Consider the following 17,636-nt stretch of genomic DNA (forward strand, 5'->3'; position numbering starts at 1 on the left):
CATGCCGCACCAGGAGATCTACGAGGTCCTCTACACGGAGTCGGCGGGCCAGGCCCGGGACCTTCTGGACCCTGCGCGCCGTGCGTCCTTCGACAAGGCCGTCGACATCCTGGCCCGCGACCCCTACACCGAGCTGTCCCAGTCGATAGGGCCCGGCGAGCAGGATCGCGAGATCCGGCTGACCTCACAGATCGTGGCCGAGTACATGGTGTCGCGCGGGCGCCTGCTGCTCGTGGTGCTGCGGATCTTCGACGACGCGGACATCCTGCTGCCCGAGGGGTGACCTTCGTACGGGGACCAGGACGAGGCCGGGCTTCGGGTCCGGGCGGCGGGCCGTCGCCGACCGGGCCAGGAGGGCGAGCAGGGGGACGGACCAGACCCACAGGTGCGGCCAGTCCAGCAGCAGGGCCCGGCCGGAGGCGGGCAGGTGCCGGGCCCAGAAGTCGGCGGACGCCTGCGGGAGGACGAGCAGCCCGAGCAGGGCGGTCCCGGCGAAGGCGCCCAGCGCCGTCAGCCCGGCCCGGATCCGGCCGGTCAGCAGCAGGTACGGGACGAACAGCGCCGGGGTCAGGGTGATGCCGGCGGCCGTGCCCAGCGCGAAGCCCTTGCCGAGCGCGGCGCGGGGCCGGCGCAGGTCCCACAGGACCAGGCAGGCGAGCGCCAGGTTGACCTGTCCGGCGAGCAGGCTCTGGAACAGCGGTTCCGCCCACAGCCCGGCGATGGTCGCGGCCAGGACGGGCCCGGGCCGGGCCCGCAGTCCCGCGAGGCGGCAGGACATCAGGATCAGCAGGGCGAGCAGGCCGGCGTTGCCGAGGACGAAGACGGTCTTCAGGACGCCGACGGGCAGCCAGGCGGCCGGCGTGAACAGGATCGCCGCGAACGGCGGGTACGCGGCGGGAGGGCGCCACTCGGCGGCGCAGAACCCGTCGACGAGGCCATCGGCGATCGGGATGCGCAGCGCAATGCCGAGCACGCCGAGCACGAGGAGCGGGCCCGTGACCAGCACGTCGGCCAGGGGCGACGGCGGGGGGCTGGGATGGTGGCTCCGGGTCACGCGCGTGACCCTAGTGGATCACCGCGCCCCCTCCGCCGCTATCCGGCCAGCCCGCTGCGCGGCGCAGCCGGGCCGCTGGTCAGCGGCGTATGACGCCGGCGTCCTCGCCGTATTCGCCCAGGACGATGACGCTCACCGCCGCCGCGGCGAACACCTTCGCGGCGCGCAGGGCGTTGCCCACCACGTGGCGGGGAGGGGAGTCGGAGGTGGCGGTGGCGCCGCTAGGGCGGCCGCCCCGGATCGGGGTGAAGGTTGCGGTGCTCATGTATCCATGGTGCGCTTCCGCCCCGGTTGGCACATCGCCCTGGGGGCGGAACCGCAGGCCCTCCCGCCTACTCCTGCGGGCCCATGCCACCCCCTAGTGGTCCTGCCCAAGGTCTGACACTCCCAGGTATGACACCCGTACGGACGTCCCGCCCCGGAGGGACTTCCGCCCCCGTATTCCGTTCGCGCCCCGCCTGCACGGTGACTACAATCTCCGCTCTTGCCGCCTCCCGCCGCCGTTTCGGGGAGAGCCGCCCGCCGGCCGGAAACCGGCGGGCATCGTTCCGTACCGAGCAGCAGCTGGAGGCATTTCCGTGTCCGCGCACGCCCCCGAGACCGGCATCGACAACGACGGCGCCGGCGACTCCGCCGCCCACCCCCTCGCCCGCGAGCAGGCCCACCTCACCGCCTCCCGCGCCGCTCTCCGCGCCATGCGCGAGGACGTCGAGGCCCTCGACATCCGCGACGTCACCGCGAACTGGGTCAACGCGATCGTCCTCCAGGCCCAGATCGACGACCGGATCAAGGCGCTGGCCGACCTCGCCCACACCCCGCTCTTCTTCGGCCGCCTCAACTACCTGCACGCACCCGGCGCCGAGCTCGCCGAAGGCGCGGAGGGCGAGCAGTTCTACATCGGCCGCCGCCACGTCCACGACGCCGACGGCGACCCGATGGTCATCGACTGGCGCGCGCCCGTCTCCCAGCCGTTCTACCGGGCCTCCAAGAACGACCCTCAGGACATCGCCTTGCGCCGCCGCTTCGGCTACACGGGCGGCGAGCTCACCGCGTACGAGGACGAGCACCTCTCCGACCCCGCCGAGGCGGCCGCCGTCAGCAAGCTGCTCCAGCGGGAGATCGAGCGACCGCGCGTCGGCCCCATGCGTGACATCGTCGCGACGATCCAGCCCGAGCAGGACGAGATCGTCCGCTCCGGCCTGTCCGGCTCCGTCTGCGTGCAGGGCGGCCCCGGCACCGGCAAGACCGCGGTCGGTCTGCACCGCGTCGCGTACCTGCTGTACGCCCACCGCGAGCGGCTCGCCCGTACCGGCACGCTCGTCATCGGGCCGAACCGTTCCTTCCTGCACTACATCGAGCAGGTCCTCCCGGCCCTGGGCGAGCTCGAGGTCAAGCAGGCCACCGTCGAGGACCTGGTGGCCCGCGACGCCCTGGAGATCCGCGGCACCGACGCCGCCGCGACCGCCGTCGTCAAGGGCGACGCCCGCATGGCGGAGGTGCTGCGCCGTGCGGTCCGCTCGCACGTCAGCATGCCCGCCGAGCCGCTGATGGTGGTCCGCGGTTCGCGCCGCTGGCGGGTACCGGCGTACGAGATCGAGGAGATCGTGGCGGAGCTCCTCGACCGGGACATCCGCTACGGCGCCGCCCGCGACGCACTGCCGCAGCGGATCGCGCACACCGTGCTCGTACGGATGGAACAGGCGGGCGAGGCGCCCGACGACCGCGTCCAGGACTCGGTGGCACGGGGCGCGGCCGTGAAGGCGGCGGTCAAGGCGATCTGGCCGGCAGTGGAACCGGCGAAGCTGGTGCTGCGCCTGCTGTCGGAGCCGGAGTTCCTGGCGGAGCACGCGGAGGGCGTCCTGTCGGACGAGGAGCAGCAGCTCCTGCTGTGGGCCAAGCCGTTCCGGAGCGTGAAGTCGGCGAAGTGGTCGGCGGCGGACCTGGTCCTGATCGACGAGGCGGCGGACCTGGTGGAGCGCACGCACTCGCTGGGCCATGTCGTCCTCGACGAGGCGCAGGACCTGTCGCCGATGCAGTACCGGGCGGTGGGCCGGCGCTGCACGACGGGCTCGGCGACGGTCCTGGGCGACCTCGCGCAGGGCACGACCCCGTGGGCGACGCGCAGCTGGGACGAGGCCCTGGCGCACCTGGGCAAGCCGGGGGCGGCGCTGGAGGAGCTGACGGCGGGCTTCCGCGTGCCGCGCGAGGTGATCGCGTACGCCTCGCGCCTGCTGCCGTCGATCTCCCCGGGGCTGGCCGCGGTCTCCTCGGTCCGTGAGACGCCGGGGTCGCTGGTCGTCACGCCGACGCCGGACCTGACGGCGTCGGTCCTGGACGCCTGCCGCGCCGCGCTGGCCCACGAGGGCTCGATCGGCCTGATCGCGGCCGACGCCCGGATCCCGGAGCTGGCCGAGGCCCTGCGCGCGGCGGAACTGCCGTATCTGGCACCGGGCGAGGAGACGACGGCGCAGGCGCGGCTGACGCTGGTGCCGGCGTCGCTGGCGAAGGGTCTCGAGTACGACTACGTGGTGCTGGACGAGCCCGCCGCGATCGTCTCCGGCGAACCCGACGAACGCACCGGCCTGCGCCGCCTCTACGTGTGCCTCACCCGTGCCGTCTCGGGCCTGCACGTCCTGCACGCCGCCGCGTTGCCGGCGGCCCTCGGACCTGCCCTTCCGTAGCTCCGGTGGACACGGCCGGTCGGCGGCAGGACGATGGACGTGTTCACACCTCCCCGGGCCCGGTTCTTCCATGTTCCATCCGAGGGAAGGACGAACGATGAACCCCCGTATTCGACTGGCCGTGCTGGCGCCCGTGGTCGTGTCCTCGCTGGCACTCGGGTCGGCACCGCTCCTGGCGGCTTCCGCGCAGGCAGCAGCGGTGCCTTCCCTGACGTGCAGCGTGAAGCAGACCCCCAATGCCGCGGGCAAGTACGACGTCACCGCCACAGGAGCGCAGCCGGGAACGGCCGTGACCTTCCGCGGCGGTACCGCGACCGACCAGTTCAGCTCCCAAGTCAGCGCCAACGACGACGGGACGGCCACCACCAGCGGATTCATCCCGGTCGGCAAGGTGACGGCCTCCAACCAGGACGACAAGGCCAGCTGCGGCACCGTCAAGGAGGCCGAACAGAAGGACGCCCAGGAGCAGTACTCCAAGGGCTTCAGGAAGGGCCTCGCCGAAACGCGGGAAGACTGCAAGAAGAAGCCCCAGAACCAGAACAAGAGCCTCACGCAGCTGGACCCGAACTACGAGAAGGGCTACAACGCGGGCGCGGCGGCCGCGCTCAACAGCAAGGCCTGCCAGGGAGGCTGAGCGCCCGTCACCGAAGCGGCTGCGAAAGGGCCGTACGCCACTGGGCGACGGCCGACGCCGAGACCGGGGCGCCCCACCCCTGCGGCCGGGCCGCCCCGCCGATGTGGAAGGCGTCGATGCCCGCGGCCCTCAGCCGCGGCAGGTGCGCCAGGGTGAGGCCGCCGCCGACCAGGATCCGTGCCGCGTACCCCGGCTCGCCGCGCCGCGCCGCCTCGGAGAGCAGGACGGGAAGGCCCGCGTCGACCCCGTCGGCCGAGCCCGCCGTCAGGTAGGCGTCGAGCCCCGGCAGGTCGGCGAGGGCCTTGCGCGCCTGGTCGCGGTCCGCCGCCCGGTCCAGCGCCCGGTGGAAGGTCCAGCGGCAGCCTTCCAGCTCCGCCAGGACGGCCTCCACGGCGGCCAGGTCGGGGCTTCCGTCCCGGGTCAGGAACCCGAGGACGAACTCCTGCGCCCCCTCCGCCCGCAGCGCCCGCGCCTGCTCCACCAGCAGGTCGACCGGCCCGGCGGCGAACCCGTCCGTCCGGCGGATCATCACGCGGAGCGGGATGTCGACCGCCGCGCGGATGGCCGCGAAGGTCTCGCGCGGCGGGGTGAGCCCGTCGGCCGCCATGTCGGTGACCAGCTCCAGCCGGTCCGCCCCGCCGGCCTGGGCCGCGACCGCGTCCCGGGCATCGAGGGCGATCACCTCCAGCAGCGCTTGGTTGCTCATTCGATGCCATCCTTCGCATACGGAAAATAGGTCTAGTCCAATATGAAGGGTACGGGCCCGCGCCCGCGCATCACCAGCACAAACACGCCACCCCCACAATGTGCCCATGACCTCCGACCTCCGCGACCGCTGGCACGCCACCACCACCGCCGCAGGCGCCGGCCCCGACCGCGACCCCGGCCCCTACGCCGACCGGCTCCTCGCCGCCTGGGCGGAGCCCCAGCGCCGGTACCACACCACCGCGCACCTGGCCGACGTGCTCGCGCGGCTCGACGTACTCGCCCCGCACGCCGCCGACCCGGCCGCCGTCGAGCTCGCCGCCTGGTTCCACGACGCCGTCTACCGCCCCGACCGCTCCGAGAACGAGGAGCGCAGCGCGGCCCTCGCCGAGCGCGCCCTGCCCGAGCTCGGCATCGACGCCGCCCGCACCGCCGAGGTGGCCCGCCTGGTCCGGCTCACCGTCACCCACGACCCCGCCCCGGGCGACACCAACGGGGAGGCGCTCTGCGATGCGGACCTGGCCGTCCTGGCGGGCGGCCCGGACGCGTACGCCGCGTACGTCGCCGCCGTCCGCGCCGAGTACGGGTTCGTCCCCGACGACGCCTTCCGCGCCGGCCGGGCCGCCGTACTGCGCCAGCTGCTCGCACTGCCCCGCCTCTTCCGCACCCCGTACGGCACCACGCACTGGGAGGCCCCGGCCCGCCGCAACCTGGCCGCCGAGCTCGCCGTCCTGAGTGCCGGGGAATGAGATCCGCGGCGCGCAGGTTCGTACGGAACGTGCCCCCAGCCACCGCCACCGCCCGCATGCCCGTCGCCGTCTACGTACTCGGCCTGGCCGTCTTCTCGCTCGGAACCAGCGAGTTCATGCTGTCCGGACTGCTGCCGCCCATCGCCGAGGACCTGGGCGTCACCATCCCGCAGGCGGGCCTGCTGATATCGGCCTTCGCGATCGGCATGGTCGTCGGGGCGCCGCTGCTGGCGGTGGCCACGCTGCGGCTCCCGCGCCGCACCACCCTCATCGCGCTCATCAGCCTCTTCGGCCTCGGGCAGGTGGCGGGTGCGCTGGCCCCCTCGTACGAGCTCCTCTTCGCGTCCCGCATCCTCGCCGCGCTCGCCTGCGCCGGCTTCTGGGCGGTCGGCGCGGCCGTCGCCATCGCGATGGTGGAGAAGGACCAGCGGGCCCGCGCCATGGCCGTCATGATCGGCGGCCTGTCCATCGCCAACGTCCTCGGCGTCCCCGCCGGCGCCTTCCTCGGGGAACACCTGGGCTGGCGTTCCGCGTTCTGGTCGGTCGGCGCGGCCTCGGCGGTGGCCCTCGCCGGCATCCTGGCGCTGATCCCGGACATCCCGCTGCCCGCCGTACGGCCCACCCTGGCGCGGGAGCTGCGCATCTACCGCGACCGGCAGGTGTGGCTGTCCATCGGCGTCACGGCCCTGGCCGCGGGCGGGGTCTTCTGCGCGTTCAGCTACCTGTCGCCGCTGCTGACGGAGGTCGCCGGGCTGGATGCCGGCCGGGTGCCGTGGGTGCTGGCGCTGTTCGGGGTCGGTGCGCTCGTCGGCACGACGATCGGCGGGCGGGTCGCGGATGCGCACCTGTTCGGGGTGATGCTGTGGGGCATCGCAGCATCCACGGCCTTCCTCGTCGCCCTGGCCCTGCTGGCGTCGGCGGCGGTGGCGGCGGTGGGGCTGTCGTTCCTGCTCGGCGTCTCGGCGTTCTTCACGGCGCCGGCGCTCAACGCCCGCATGTTCAACGTCGCGGGCGCGGCCCCGACGCTGGCCGGGGCCACCACGACGGCGGCGTTCAACCTGGGCAACACGGGCGGTCCCTGGCTCGGCGGCACGGTGATCGACGCCGGCCACGGCTTCGCCGCCACCGCCTGGGCGGGCGCCGCGATGACGGTCACGGCCATGGCCCTGACCGCGATCGCCCTGCGCCTCCACCACCGCACCCCACCCGCCCCGACCCGGGTGATCGCCTCGTCGGGAGCAACCGCACCGGCCCCGGCCGCACAACCCGCCGCGCACTGACCCCGGCTGCCCCCGGTCCCGGCAGGCGCCGCTATGCCGGGCGGCCCTTCGGTCGGCGCAGGCCCGCGGACGTCAGGCGGCGGACCAGTTCCTTGCTGCCCACCTCCACGGCGCCCGCGGCCACCGCATCCGCGTAGCGGTGCGACGGCACGTCGTAGTGGTCGCGCTCGAAGGCCCTCGGCGGGCAGCCGATCGACGCCGCGAAGGCGTGCAGCTCCTCGTACGAGACGTCGCTGACCAGGTGCGACCACATGCGGCCATGGCCCGGCCAGGTCGGCGGGTCGATGTAGAGCGTCACCGGCGGCTCACCGGCCGACGCCGAAGACGGGGGCGAGGCCGCCGACCGCGGCGACCTTCACCCCTGCCTTGGCGCACACCCAGTGCGGATCGGGCCCCAACTCCGGCTCCACGTCCAGCGCGTGCGGATCTCCGTGCGAACAGACCGGGCACAGCGGCCAGCGCCCGTACTTCTCCAGCAGCGCGTCCTGCACGTCCTGGGCGACGAGTCCGGGAAGGTAGTCCACCCCCTCCGGCCACTGCTCCACCCACCACCGGCGGTGCGTGACCGAGTCCTCGACGAGGGAGACGACATCGGCCTCGGCGACCTCGCCCGCGACGAGATCGGCGAGGACGAGGGCGCGGGCGGTGTGCAGCGCCTGTTCCAGGGGGGTCGCGTGGTCCATGCGCCCATTGTGAACCCGTACGGGCCAACTGGTGAAGGTCCTTCCGAGTGGGGCCGAATGGTGCCTTGACCGCCACCCCCTCCGAAAATAGATTTCAGGAATGAGCGACGATCCGAAAGTAATTTTCAGCGAGGGGGACGGGCAGAACGAGGACACCGGCTCCGGTGTGCCGCTGCGGGCCCGCGTCCGCAGTCTCGGCCCCTCCATGACCCGCTCCGTGCGGGCCGTCGCCGAAACCGTCGCCGCCGACCCCGCCGGCTGTTCGCGCCTCACCGTCACCGCGCTCGCCGCGCGCACCGGCACCAGCGAGGCCACCGTCGTCCGCACCGCCCGCCTCCTCGGCTACCCCGGCTACCGCGACCTGCGCCTCGCCCTCGCCGCGCTCGCCGCACAGCAGGAATCCGGGGCGGCCCCCGCCGTCACCGCCGGCATAGCCGTCGACGACCCCCTCGCCGACGTCGTCGCCAAGCTGGCCCACGAGGAGGCCCAGACCCTCGCCGACACCGCCGCCGGACTCGACCTCGCCGCCCTCGCCGCCGCCGTCACCGCGCTCGCGACGGCCCGCCGGATCGACATCTACGGCGTCGGCGCCTCCGCCCTCGTCGGCCAGGACCTGGCCCAGAAGCTGCTGCGCATCGGCCTCGTCGCCCACGCCCACAGCGACCCCCACCTGGCCGTCACGGGCGCCGTGCAGCTGCGCCCCGGCGACGCGGCCGTCGCGATCACCCACTCCGGCGCCACCGGCGACGTGATCGACCCCCTCCGCACGGCCTTCGAGCGCGGCGCCACCACCATCGCGCTCACCGGACGCCCGAACGCCCCCGTCTCCCACTACGCCGACCTCGTACTGGCCACCTCCGCCGCCCGCGAGACCCGGCTGCGCCCGGCCGCCATGTCCAGCCGGACCAGCCAGCTCCTCGTCGTCGACTGCCTGTTCGTGGCCGTCGCGCAGCAGACGTACGAAACCGCCGCGCCCGCCCTCGCCGCCTCGTACGAGGCGCTCGCCCCCCGCCGAACCGCCAGGAGCCCCCGCCCATGACCGCGTCGTACGCCGCACTGCGCGCCCAGCTCGACACGCTGACCACCGAGGCCTTCCGCCCCGAACTGGCCGGGATCGACCGGCTGTCCACCCTCGAGATCGCCCGCACCATGAACGCCGAGGACGCCGGCGTGCCGACCGCCGTCGCCGCGCAGCTGCCGCGGATCGCCGCCGCGATCGACGCGATCGCGCCGCGGATGGCCCGGGGCGGGCGGCTCGTCTACGCGGGCGCCGGCACCGCCGGGCGGATGGGCGTCCTCGACGCCAGCGAGTGCCCGCCCACCTTCAACACCGACCCGGCCCAGGTCGTCGGCCTCATCGCGGGCGGGCCCGGTGCCATGGTCCGGTCCGTCGAAGGCGCCGAGGACTCCGCCGAGCTGGCCGCCTCGGACCTGGCGGCCCTGCAGCTGACCGCCGACGACACCGTCATCGGGATCTCCGCCTCCGGCCGCACCCCGTACGCGATCGGCGCCGTCGCGTACGCCCGTACGCGCGGCGCGCTCACCGTCGGCCTCTCCTGCAACGCCGGCTCGGCGCTCGCCGCGGCCGCCGAGCACGGCATCGAGGTCGTCGTGGGGCCCGAGCTGCTGACCGGATCCACCCGCCTGAAGGCCGGTACCGCGCAGAAGCTCGTCCTGAACCTCGTCTCGACCATCACGATGATCCGGCTCGGGAAGACGTACGGGAACCTGATGGTCGACCTGCGCGCCTCCAACGAAAAGCTGCGCGCCCGCTCCCGCCGGATCCTGGCGCTGGCCACCGGCGCGGGGGACGAGGAGATCGAGGCGGCGCTCGACGCCACCGGCGGCGAGGTCAAGCAGGCCGTGCTCGTGCTCCTCGCGGGCGTGGACGGCCCGGCCGCGGCCGGGCTGCTCACCGCCTCGCAGGGGCACCTGCGCGAGGCGCTCGCCCGTACGGCCGCCGCCCCCCAGTGACGCCACCGGCCCTCCGGCCCATCCGACCCCGCTGACCTGCTGACCTGCTGACTGCCCCGTTTCCCCCGACGCAAGGCGATCACCACATGTCCACTGACAAGAACCGCGCCACAGCCGCCGCGATCCTCCCCCTGGTCGGCGGCCCGGACAACATCAGCTCGATCGCGCACTGCATGACCCGCCTGCGCATCGCGCTGCACGACCGCTCGCTGGTCGACGACGCGGCCCTCAGGGCGCTGCCCGCGGTGCTGGGCGTCGTCGAGGACGCCGACACGTACCAGATCGTGCTGGGGCCGGGGACCGTCGCCCGGGTGACCCCGGAGTTCGAGTCGCTGGTCGAGCAGGGCCGCCCGGCCGGGAACCCGCCGCGTACGGCCGGTACGGCGGTCACGGCCGAGGAACTCGCCGCCCAGGGCGCGGCGTTGAAGCAGGCGCAGAAGACCCGCAACAGCACCCCGGTGAAGCTGTTCCTGCGCCGGATCGCGAACGTCTTCGTCCCGCTGATCCCGGCGCTCATCGGCTGCGGCATCATCGCCGGCCTGAACGGCGTGCTGCTGAACACCGGTTGGCTGCCGGCAGTCGTCCCGGCTCTCGCCGCGATCGCCTCGGGGTTCATGTCGCTGATCGCGGTGTTCGTCGGCTACAACACGGCCAAGGAGTTCGGCGGCACCCCGATCCTCGGCGGCGCCGTCGCCGCGATCATCGTCTTCCCGGGCGTCGCGAAGGTCGACGCGTTCGGCCAGCACCTGTCCCCCGGGCAGGGCGGCGTACTCGGCGCCCTGGCGGCCGCGTTCCTCGCCGTACGGGTGGAGAAGCTGTGTCGCAGGTGGGTCCCCGAGTCGGTGGACGCGCTGGTCACCCCCACCGTCACCGTGCTGGCCTCCGGGCTGGTGACGATTTTCGGCCTTATGTTCCTCGCGGGCGAGGTCTCCACCGCCATCGGCTCCTTCGCGACCTGGCTGCTCGCCAGCGGCGGTGCCTTCGCCGGGCTGGTCCTGGGCGGCCTGTTCCTGCCGCTGGTGATGCTGGGCCTGCACCAGGCCCTGATCCCGATCCACACCACCCTCATCGAGCAGACCGGCCACACCGCCCTCCTGCCGGTCCTCGCCATGGCGGGCGCGGGCCAGGTCGGCGCGGCGCTCGCGGTCTACTGCCGGCTGCCGCGCAACCGGTCGCTGCGGACGACCATCAGGTCCGCGCTCCCGGCGGGCTTCCTGGGCGTCGGCGAACCGCTGATCTACGGGGTCTCGCTCCCGCTGGGCCGCCCCTTCGTCACCGCCTGCGTGGGCGGGGCGGCGGGCGGGGCGTTCGTCGGGCTCTGCAACCAGCTGGGGGTCGCGTTCGGCGCCACGGCCATCGGCCCGTCGGGGTGGGCGCTGTTCCCGCTGCTGGACGGCCCGTCGGGGATGGGCCTGAACCTCGCGATCTATGCGGGCGGCCTGCTCGTCGGCTACCTGGTGGGCTTCGCCGCGACGTACTTCTTCGGATTCACGCGGCGGATGCTGACCGAGCTCAACGCCGATCAGGAGCCAATTCCGGCCACCGCCCCACCGGCCACCGAGCCCGCTATGGCGTAAATAGAGGTCGGCCGGGGAGACTGCGCCAATGCAGCTCCCCGCCGAAGCCGTTGCCGCCACCGCTGTCGTCGAGGTCGTACGCCTCTCCGCGCGCCCCGAGCGCTACGGCGACCCCATGACCGGCCCGGTCGTCTCCCGCTGGACGGGCAGAGAGGCCGCCGACTCGCTCGCGCTGATCTCGTCGATGGCGCCGGGTGAGCCGCGCATCTGCTTCGCGCCGGGCTGGGGCCTGCGGGCGTACGACGCCCGGGACGAGCCCCTGTTCGAGCTGATCTTCTGCTTCAGCTGTCACCACAGCTGGCTGTGGGGGCAAGCCGTCCCGCCCGGCATGGGCTTCGACACCATCTCGGGCAGCACCGCCGACGCCGAGGCCCTGCTGGCCCACTTCCGGGACGCGGCATGACCCTTGCCCCCGCGGTCCCGCCGGGACGGATGGCAGCCCTCCCCCAGCCGGTCCTCGACCTCCCGGGCGCGCTCCACCTGCGCCCGTGGACCCCGGACGACGCCCCCGCGCTGGTCGAGTCCTGCCACGATGCGGAGATCCGCCACTGGAACCGCCCCGCCCTGCTGTCACCGGCGCAGGCCGTGGCCCGGATCGAGCGCTGGCAGGAGCGCTGGCACGCCGAGAAGGCCGCGATCTGGGCGGTGGCCCCCGCCTCCGGCGGCCTGCCCGTGGGCCTGATCGGCCTGGGCGACCTCGATCTCCCGGGCGGGAGCGGCGAGTTCCTGTACTGGCTCCTGCCCGCGGGCCGCGGTGGCGGTGTCATGGTGAAGGCCACGGCCCGGGTCACCCGCTGGGCCTTCGAGGAGCTGGGCCTGCACCGACTGCGCATCACCCACTCCGTGGCCAACCCGGCCTCCTGCCGCATCGCGACGAAGGCCGGCTTCCCCCTGGAGGGCACCATGCGCGGCGCCCTCCTCCACGCGGACGGCTGGCACGACGAACACCTCCACGCCCGCCTCCGCACGGACTGACGTGAGCGCCGCCCGAGGCTTCTCACCCCTTTGGGCTGACCCGTCGGCTACGGCGAGAGGGTCGAGATCCCGGCCCCGGTCGGCATCCCCCCGGCACCGGGGCCCTGAAGGAGTTCGCGACGTGACTCACCAGCCGATCGCCGGGGCCACGTCGAAGATCGGCGGGAGCCGGCCGTCGTCGTCGAGATTGACGAACGTCCTGCCGTAGAGGGCGAACGACTCGCCCAGCCGGAGGCCTCGCAGGACCGTCGACTCGCCACCCGGCTTCCCGGTGGCCGGGGCAAGGTGCCAGAGGTGGGTGTACGCGCCGTCCGTGACCACGGCGATCCGGCCGGCCCGGTCCGCGGCCAAGGCGCGGATCCGCCAGTCGTGGTCGAAGGCGCGGGTCCACAGGTGCCGGCCGTCCTTCAGGGAGAACGCCGCCAGGACCTCCCGCTTCTCCCGTTCCGGGACCGCCGCGTAGAACACGTCGCCTGCCACCAGCCACTCCGCCTCGCCCGAGGTCGGGACGTACGGAGCCTGCGACTCGGCGGGCGGGCGGCCCGCGTCGTCGAACACCAGCAGGCGCCCGTCCCCGACGGCGGCGGCCGGGGAGGCGGACACGATGCGGGGGGGCTCGTACCCGACCGGCATCGGGAACTGCCAGGCGACGGCACCGGTGCGGGCGTCGAGCGCGAACAGCTCGACGCCCCGGCCCGTGCGGGCCAGGAGCAGGACCCGGCCGGGTCCGGCGGCGACCTCGGTGGCGACGGCGCCCGCGGGCAGCGCAGAGCGCCACCGCTCGGCACCGGTGACCAGGTCGTGGGCGAGCACGGCGTCCGCGGTCGCGGTCACGGCAAGGGAGCCTCCCGCGGACGGCTTGCCCACGAGCCCGGGGATGTCCTTGCTCCAGCGCTGGTCGCCGGACGTGACGTCCACCGCCGTCAGGCGGTTGCCACACGTGCTCTCCGCGGTGGACACGGTGAGCAGGCCGGTGCCGGAGGGGGTGTCGCCGCTCATCGCGCACACCGCGCCGCCGGGCGGGGCGGGGATGCTCCAGCCGCGGCGGCCCTCCCCGTCGTAGCCGATCACGCGGTCCGCGCGGCCCCGGACCACGAACCCCGTGGCCGGGTCCCCCGCCCAGGAGCCGAGCGGCTTGTCCGCGCCGGGGCCGTCCGGGACCTGGTACGAGAAGAGGTCCATGTGCGGGCCGCGCAGCCACGAGAAGCCGAGCCAGCCCGGCCACAGCGCGACGAGCGCAACGGCGACGGCCACCGTCCAGCCGACGGCGGAGCGGTACCCGCGGCCCTTCAGGGCCCACCACCACAGGCCACCCGCGGCGAGCCCGGCGACCAGCGTCCAGAGCACCAGCGGGCCCAGCCCGCGCGGGCAGCCGCCGGAACTGCACACGACCTCGGACATGTCCTCGGCGGTCAACTTCAGGCACAGGACGGCGTACAGCAGCGTGACGGCGCTGAACGCGCAGGCCGCGGCCACGACGGTGCCCTGCCCGAGCCGCTCCACGAGCGACGGTCCCTCGTTCATGATCCCCCCTGGCCGCAGCGTAGCCGCGGTCGGGGCGAACTAGCGCCGGGCGGCCTCGATGAAGGCGCGGATCAGGTCGGGGGACTTCACCCCGCGCTCCCGCTCCACCCCGCTCGACACGTCCACGCCCCAGGCGCCCGTGGTCTCCACGGCCTCCCGTACGTTCCCCGGGTTCAGCCCGCCGGCCAGCAGCCAGCGCCCCTCGGGCGCGGTGAACTCCTGCGACGCCCAGTTCCACGGCTTGCCGGAGCCGGGGTCGGGCGCGTCGATCAGCAGCAGGTCCTCTCCGTACTCCCCGCAGCGCCCGACGTGCAGGGCGGTGGCCCGCAGCAGGGTCCGGCCGGGGGCTCGCAGCGCCTCGTAGTACTCCGGACCCTCGTCCCCGTGCAGCTGCACGCCGCGTACGCCGCTCTCCTCGGCGAGCCGCCGGACCTCCTCGGCCGGCTGCCCCCGGAACACCCCGACGGTCAGCACCGAGTCCGGCACTTCGGCGGCCAGCGCCCGCGCGGTGGCGGCGTCGATCGTACGCGGGCTGCCCGGCGCGAAGACGAACCCGACGGCATCGGCCCCAGCGGCCACGGCCACGCCGACGTCCGGCCCGGTCTTCAGCCCACAGATCTTGACGAAGAGCTCGCTCATACCCCCAGTCAACCAAAAGCCACCCGATGCACGGTGATCCGTCCCGACAGCCGGGCATGTGCTCCGCCCCGCCACTAGCCTGGAGGCAAGGCTTACACCCACGACGCAGCACGCAGGCGGAGGACTACGGTGACGATCATGATCGAGCGGGCCACACCCATAGAAACGCAGGCGTCACCAGCGTTCGAGAGCCTCCTGCGCACCGTCGCGGAGATGGACACGCCACACGGCTTCAAGGCCGAGCTCATCCGGGGGAAGATCATCGTGTCGCCGTTTTCGAAGCTGCGCTACTCCAGGCGCATGCGCCTACTGCGCGAGCAGCTCCAGGCACACGTCCCCGAGGGGCAGTTCGCTGACACCTCACCGTTCCTGTTCCGGTTCCCGGCAGCGGAGCGCGGCTACGGGCCGGACCTGTACGTCGCAGACGAAGCGGCCTTCGAGGAAGACGGGCTGCACGCGGACGCAGCGGCGCTGTCGCTGGTCGGAGAGTTCACGTCCACCTCCACCAGGGACGCCGACTGGAACGAGAAGCTGGACGTGTACGGCTCGCTCGTTCCCGTCTATTTGGTCATCGACATGCAGGACTCGGAGATCACCTGCTTCTGGGACCCCTCGCCGCACGGATACCGCTCCCGTACGACGGTGTCCTTCGGCAAGCCCCTGCAGATCCCTGAGCCCTTCGACTTCTCCCTCGACACCACCGGCTTCTAGGGGCTGTCGTCAAAGTCCCTCCCCCAGCTACCGCTGGGAGGTGCCCCCAGGCCGGCGGGGTCCGGCACGCGCGCTCGCCGCGTTGTCGTCGGTCGACGACGCGAGCGTCGCCTCCTCCCCCTGCCTTCGGCGGGGGGACCCCCACCTCCGCCTTGCGATCACGCCAGGGGCCGATCAGAAGTCCATGTCACCGCCCGGCATGCCGCCGCCCGCGGGGGCACCGGCCTTCTCCGGCTTGTCGGCGATGACGGCCTCGGTCGTCAGGAACAGCGCGGCGATGGACGCGGCGTTCTGCAGGGCAGAGCGCGTGACCTTCGCCGGGTCGATGATGCCCTCGGCGATCATGTCCACGTACTCGCCGGTCGCGGCGTTCAGGCCCCAGCCGACGGTCAGGTTGCGGACCTTCTCCACGACGACGCCACCCTCGAGGCCACCGTTGACGGCGATCTGCTTGAGCGGGGCCTCCAGGGCGAGCTTCACGGCGTTGGCGCCGGTCGCCTCGTCACCCGACAGGTCGAGCTTCTCGAAGACCGCGGAGGCCTGGAGCAGGGCCACGCCACCACCGGCGACGATGCCCTCCTCGACGGCCGCCTTCGCGTTGCGGACGGCGTCCTCGATGCGGTGCTTGCGCTCCTTGAGCTCCACCTCGGTCGCGGCGCCGGCCTTGATGACGGCCACGCCGCCGGCCAGCTTCGCGAGGCGCTCCTGGAGCTTCTCGCGGTCGTAGTCCGAGTCGGAGTTCTCGATCTCGGCGCGGATCTGGTTGACGCGACCCTGGACCTGGTCGCTGTCACCGGCACCGTCGACGATCGTGGTCTCGTCCTTGGAGATGACGACCTTGCGGGCGCGGCCGAGCAGGTCGAGGCCCGCGTTCTCGAGCTTGAGGCCGACCTCCTCGGAGATGACCGTGCCGCCCGTGAGGATGGCGATGTCGCCGAGCATGGCCTTGCGGCGGTCGCCGAAGCCCGGGGCCTTGACGGCGACGGACTTGAAGGTGCCGCGGATCTTGTTGACGACCAGGGTCGACAGGGCCTCGCCCTCGACGTCCTCGGCGATGATCAGCAGCGGCTTGCCGGACTGCATGACCTTCTCGAGCAGCGGAAGGAGGTCCTTCACGTTGCCGATCTTGGAGTTGACGATCAGGATGTACGGGTCGTCCAGGGACGCCTCCATACGCTCCATGTCGGTGGCGAAGTACGCCGAGATGTAGCCCTTGTCGAAGCGCATGCCCTCGGTGAGCTCGAGCTCCAGACCGAAGGTCTGCGACTCCTCGACGGTGATGACGCCTTCCTTGCCGACCTTGTCCATGGCCTCGGCGATGAGCTCGCCGATCTGGGTGTCGGCGGCGGAGATGGAGGCCGTCGAAGCGATCTGCTCCTTGGTCTCGACATCCTTCGCCTGCTCGAGCAGGGCGCCCGAGACGGCCTCGACGGCCTTCTCGATACCGCGCTTGAGGGCCATCGGGTTGGCGCCGGCGGCCACGTTGCGCAGGCCCTCGCGGACGAGCGCCTGGGCGAGCACGGTGGCGGTGGTCGTACCGTCGCCGGCGACGTCGTCCGTCTTCTTGGCGACTTCCTTGACCAGCTCGGCGCCGATCTTCTCGTACGGGTCCTCGAGCTCGATCTCCTTGGCGATGGAGACACCATCGTTGGTGATCGTGGGGGCGCCCCACTTCTTCTCAAGGACGACGTTGCGACCCTTGGGGCCAAGGGTGACCTTGACGGCGTCAGCGAGCTGGTTCATCCCGCGCTCGAGACCGCGCCGGGCCTCCTCGTCGAACGCAATGATCTTGGCCATCTGAAGTGGTCCTCCAGGACTGGGGTTCCCCCTGCACCGTCGGTACGAGGGGAGGGTTGGATTGCTCCGGACCGCGCCCGCGCCCGCGACGGACGGCCTGCGTGCCCGGCGGTTCCTTCCCGCCGGACCCTGCGGGCCTCACCGACCCGGTCCTGTGTAGTAGCACTCTCGACAGGAGAGTGCTAACGCCAATGATTAGCACTCGACCCCCTCGAGTGCAAGCGGCTTGGGGAACGCCGGGCCGATGTACGGGCCCGGCAGGCAGGCGGCACGGGGGCAGCACGCGGGCGGCACGAAGGGCCCGCATCCCTCCTCAAGGATGCGGGCCCTTCGTGTGTATGCGTCGGTGGTCGATCGCGCCGGGGCTAGACGGCGAGCTTGACCATGTCCGCCTGCGGACCCTTCTGGCCCTGCGAGATCTCGAACTCGACCCGCTGACCCTCTTCAAGGGTGCGGTACCCGTCCATCTGGATGGCGCTGTAGTGGACGAACACATCCGCACCACCGTCGACCGCGATGAAGCCGTAGCCCTTCTCCGCGTTGAACCACTTGACGGTGCCCTGAGCCATGCCTAACTCCCCTATTACTGGCCCTTGCGCAGGACCGCACTTCGCGGTCCCGGGTCAGAACTTGCGCCGGAACGCCTCGACCGG

20 protein-coding genes are annotated in these 17,636 nt (G+C 72.9%); 11 read left to right on the forward strand and 9 right to left on the reverse strand.

Going from position 1 to position 17,636, the window contains the following annotated elements; all coding sequences use genetic code 11:
* Window position 1 precedes the first annotated feature (1 nt).
* Window positions 2-283 (forward strand): hypothetical protein, encoded by a 282-nt coding sequence (locus IF09_RS0123125; protein ID WP_030298676.1) that lies wholly within the window; start codon window positions 2-4, stop codon window positions 281-283.
* Here the strand turns inward: IF09_RS0123125 and IF09_RS48240 are convergent.
* Both IF09_RS48240 and IF09_RS0123135 read right to left on the reverse strand, forming a co-directional pair.
* On the reverse strand, window positions 185-1,054 hold the full coding sequence (locus tag IF09_RS48240) for a glycosyltransferase family 87 protein (RefSeq protein WP_051832748.1): 870 nt from the start codon (window positions 1,052-1,054) through the stop codon (window positions 185-187). The two genes, IF09_RS0123125 and IF09_RS48240, sit on opposite strands and share 99 nt — an antisense overlap.
* A gap of 79 nt (window positions 1,055-1,133) precedes the next feature.
* On the reverse strand, window positions 1,134-1,319 hold the full coding sequence (locus IF09_RS0123135; protein WP_030298679.1) for a hypothetical protein: 186 nt from the start codon (window positions 1,317-1,319) through the stop codon (window positions 1,134-1,136).
* Window positions 1,320-1,632: 313 nt separating this feature from the next.
* Here IF09_RS0123135 and IF09_RS0123140 point away from each other — a divergent pair, with 313 nt between their 5' ends.
* Window positions 1,633-3,735 carry a HelD family protein gene (locus IF09_RS0123140; protein ID WP_418953069.1) on the forward strand — a complete coding sequence of 701 codons (2,103 nt, stop codon included), beginning with the start codon at window positions 1,633-1,635 and terminating at the stop codon, window positions 3,733-3,735.
* A 97-nt stretch (window positions 3,736-3,832) separates the two neighbouring features.
* Window positions 3,833-4,369: a hypothetical protein gene (locus tag IF09_RS0123145; RefSeq protein ID WP_158710020.1), complete on the forward strand. Its 537-nt coding sequence runs from the start codon at window positions 3,833-3,835 to the stop codon at window positions 4,367-4,369.
* Window positions 4,370-4,376: 7 nt separating this feature from the next.
* On the opposite strand, the gene IF09_RS0123150 is transcribed toward IF09_RS0123145, so the two are convergent.
* Window positions 4,377-5,075, reverse strand: coding sequence for a copper homeostasis protein CutC (locus IF09_RS0123150; protein ID WP_030298685.1), 699 nt, complete (start codon window positions 5,073-5,075; stop codon window positions 4,377-4,379).
* 106 nt (window positions 5,076-5,181) lie between these two features.
* On the opposite strand from IF09_RS0123150, the gene IF09_RS0123155 reads away from it, so the two are divergent.
* Window positions 5,182-5,823 (forward strand): hypothetical protein, encoded by a 642-nt coding sequence (locus IF09_RS0123155; protein WP_030298687.1) that lies wholly within the window; start codon window positions 5,182-5,184, stop codon window positions 5,821-5,823.
* A 56-nt stretch (window positions 5,824-5,879) separates the two neighbouring features.
* A complete protein-coding gene (locus tag IF09_RS0123160; RefSeq protein ID WP_063607411.1) occupies window positions 5,880-7,103 on the forward strand; it encodes a Cmx/CmrA family chloramphenicol efflux MFS transporter in 1,224 nt (407 codons plus the stop codon).
* Window positions 7,104-7,134: 31 nt separating this feature from the next.
* Here the strand turns inward: IF09_RS0123160 and IF09_RS0123165 are convergent, their stop codons facing one another.
* Both IF09_RS0123165 and IF09_RS0123170 read right to left on the reverse strand, forming a co-directional pair.
* Window positions 7,135-7,401 (reverse strand): DUF4031 domain-containing protein, encoded by a 267-nt coding sequence (locus tag IF09_RS0123165; RefSeq protein ID WP_030298691.1) that lies wholly within the window; start codon window positions 7,399-7,401, stop codon window positions 7,135-7,137.
* A 7-nt stretch (window positions 7,402-7,408) separates the two neighbouring features.
* On the reverse strand, window positions 7,409-7,786 hold the full coding sequence (locus IF09_RS0123170) for a hypothetical protein (protein ID WP_030298692.1): 378 nt from the start codon (window positions 7,784-7,786) through the stop codon (window positions 7,409-7,411).
* A gap of 100 nt (window positions 7,787-7,886) precedes the next feature.
* Between IF09_RS0123170 and IF09_RS0123175 the strand changes: the two genes are divergently transcribed.
* The 5 genes from IF09_RS0123175 (at window position 7,887) to IF09_RS0123195 (ending at window position 12,312) form a co-directional block, all read left to right on the forward strand.
* Entirely contained in the window at window positions 7,887-8,825 is a 939-nt protein-coding gene (locus tag IF09_RS0123175; RefSeq protein ID WP_030298695.1) for a MurR/RpiR family transcriptional regulator, read from the forward strand.
* A complete protein-coding gene (gene murQ / locus IF09_RS0123180) occupies window positions 8,822-9,760 on the forward strand; it encodes an N-acetylmuramic acid 6-phosphate etherase (RefSeq protein WP_030298697.1) in 939 nt (312 codons plus the stop codon). The genes IF09_RS0123175 and murQ overlap by 4 nt, the downstream gene beginning before the upstream one ends.
* An 86-nt stretch (window positions 9,761-9,846) precedes the next feature.
* Window positions 9,847-11,337, forward strand: a complete 1,491-nt coding sequence (locus IF09_RS0123185; RefSeq protein WP_030298699.1) for a PTS transporter subunit EIIC — start codon at window positions 9,847-9,849, stop codon at window positions 11,335-11,337.
* A gap of 28 nt (window positions 11,338-11,365) precedes the next feature.
* The gene (locus IF09_RS0123190; RefSeq protein WP_030298701.1) at window positions 11,366-11,740 is read left to right on the forward strand and encodes a hypothetical protein; all 375 of its coding nucleotides are present in this window, start codon (window positions 11,366-11,368) and stop codon (window positions 11,738-11,740) included.
* Window positions 11,737-12,312, forward strand: coding sequence for a GNAT family N-acetyltransferase (locus tag IF09_RS0123195; RefSeq protein ID WP_030298703.1), 576 nt, complete (start codon window positions 11,737-11,739; stop codon window positions 12,310-12,312). Before IF09_RS0123190 ends, IF09_RS0123195 begins: the two co-directional genes overlap by 4 nt.
* A 126-nt stretch (window positions 12,313-12,438) precedes the next feature.
* On the opposite strand, the gene IF09_RS0123200 is transcribed toward IF09_RS0123195, so the two are convergent.
* Together IF09_RS0123200 and IF09_RS0123205 are read right to left on the reverse strand one after the other, a co-directional pair.
* Complete coding sequence (locus IF09_RS0123200; protein WP_030298705.1) at window positions 12,439-13,836, reverse strand: PQQ-binding-like beta-propeller repeat protein; 1,398 nt, start codon at window positions 13,834-13,836, stop codon at window positions 12,439-12,441.
* A gap of 39 nt (window positions 13,837-13,875) precedes the next feature.
* Window positions 13,876-14,475 carry a phosphoribosylanthranilate isomerase gene (locus tag IF09_RS0123205; protein WP_030298706.1) on the reverse strand — a complete coding sequence of 200 codons (600 nt, stop codon included), beginning with the start codon at window positions 14,473-14,475 and terminating at the stop codon, window positions 13,876-13,878.
* Window positions 14,476-14,613: 138 nt separating this feature from the next.
* On the opposite strand from IF09_RS0123205, the gene IF09_RS0123210 reads away from it, so the two are divergent.
* Window positions 14,614-15,186, forward strand: a complete 573-nt coding sequence (locus tag IF09_RS0123210) for a Uma2 family endonuclease (RefSeq protein WP_078613395.1) — start codon at window positions 14,614-14,616, stop codon at window positions 15,184-15,186.
* 174 nt (window positions 15,187-15,360) lie between these two features.
* Here the strand turns inward: IF09_RS0123210 and groL are convergent, their stop codons facing one another.
* Together groL and IF09_RS0123220 are read right to left on the reverse strand one after the other, a co-directional pair.
* A complete protein-coding gene (groL, locus tag IF09_RS0123215) occupies window positions 15,361-16,983 on the reverse strand; it encodes a chaperonin GroEL (protein WP_030298711.1) in 1,623 nt (540 codons plus the stop codon).
* Window positions 16,984-17,348: 365 nt separating this feature from the next.
* The gene (locus IF09_RS0123220; RefSeq protein ID WP_005315736.1) at window positions 17,349-17,552 is read right to left on the reverse strand and encodes a cold-shock protein; all 204 of its coding nucleotides are present in this window, start codon (window positions 17,550-17,552) and stop codon (window positions 17,349-17,351) included.
* Window positions 17,553-17,636: the final 84 nt, after the last annotated feature.

The sequence above is a fragment of the Streptomyces katrae genome (genome assembly GCF_000717655.1).
GTDB classification, from domain to species: domain Bacteria; phylum Actinomycetota; class Actinomycetes; order Streptomycetales; family Streptomycetaceae; genus Streptomyces; species Streptomyces katrae_B.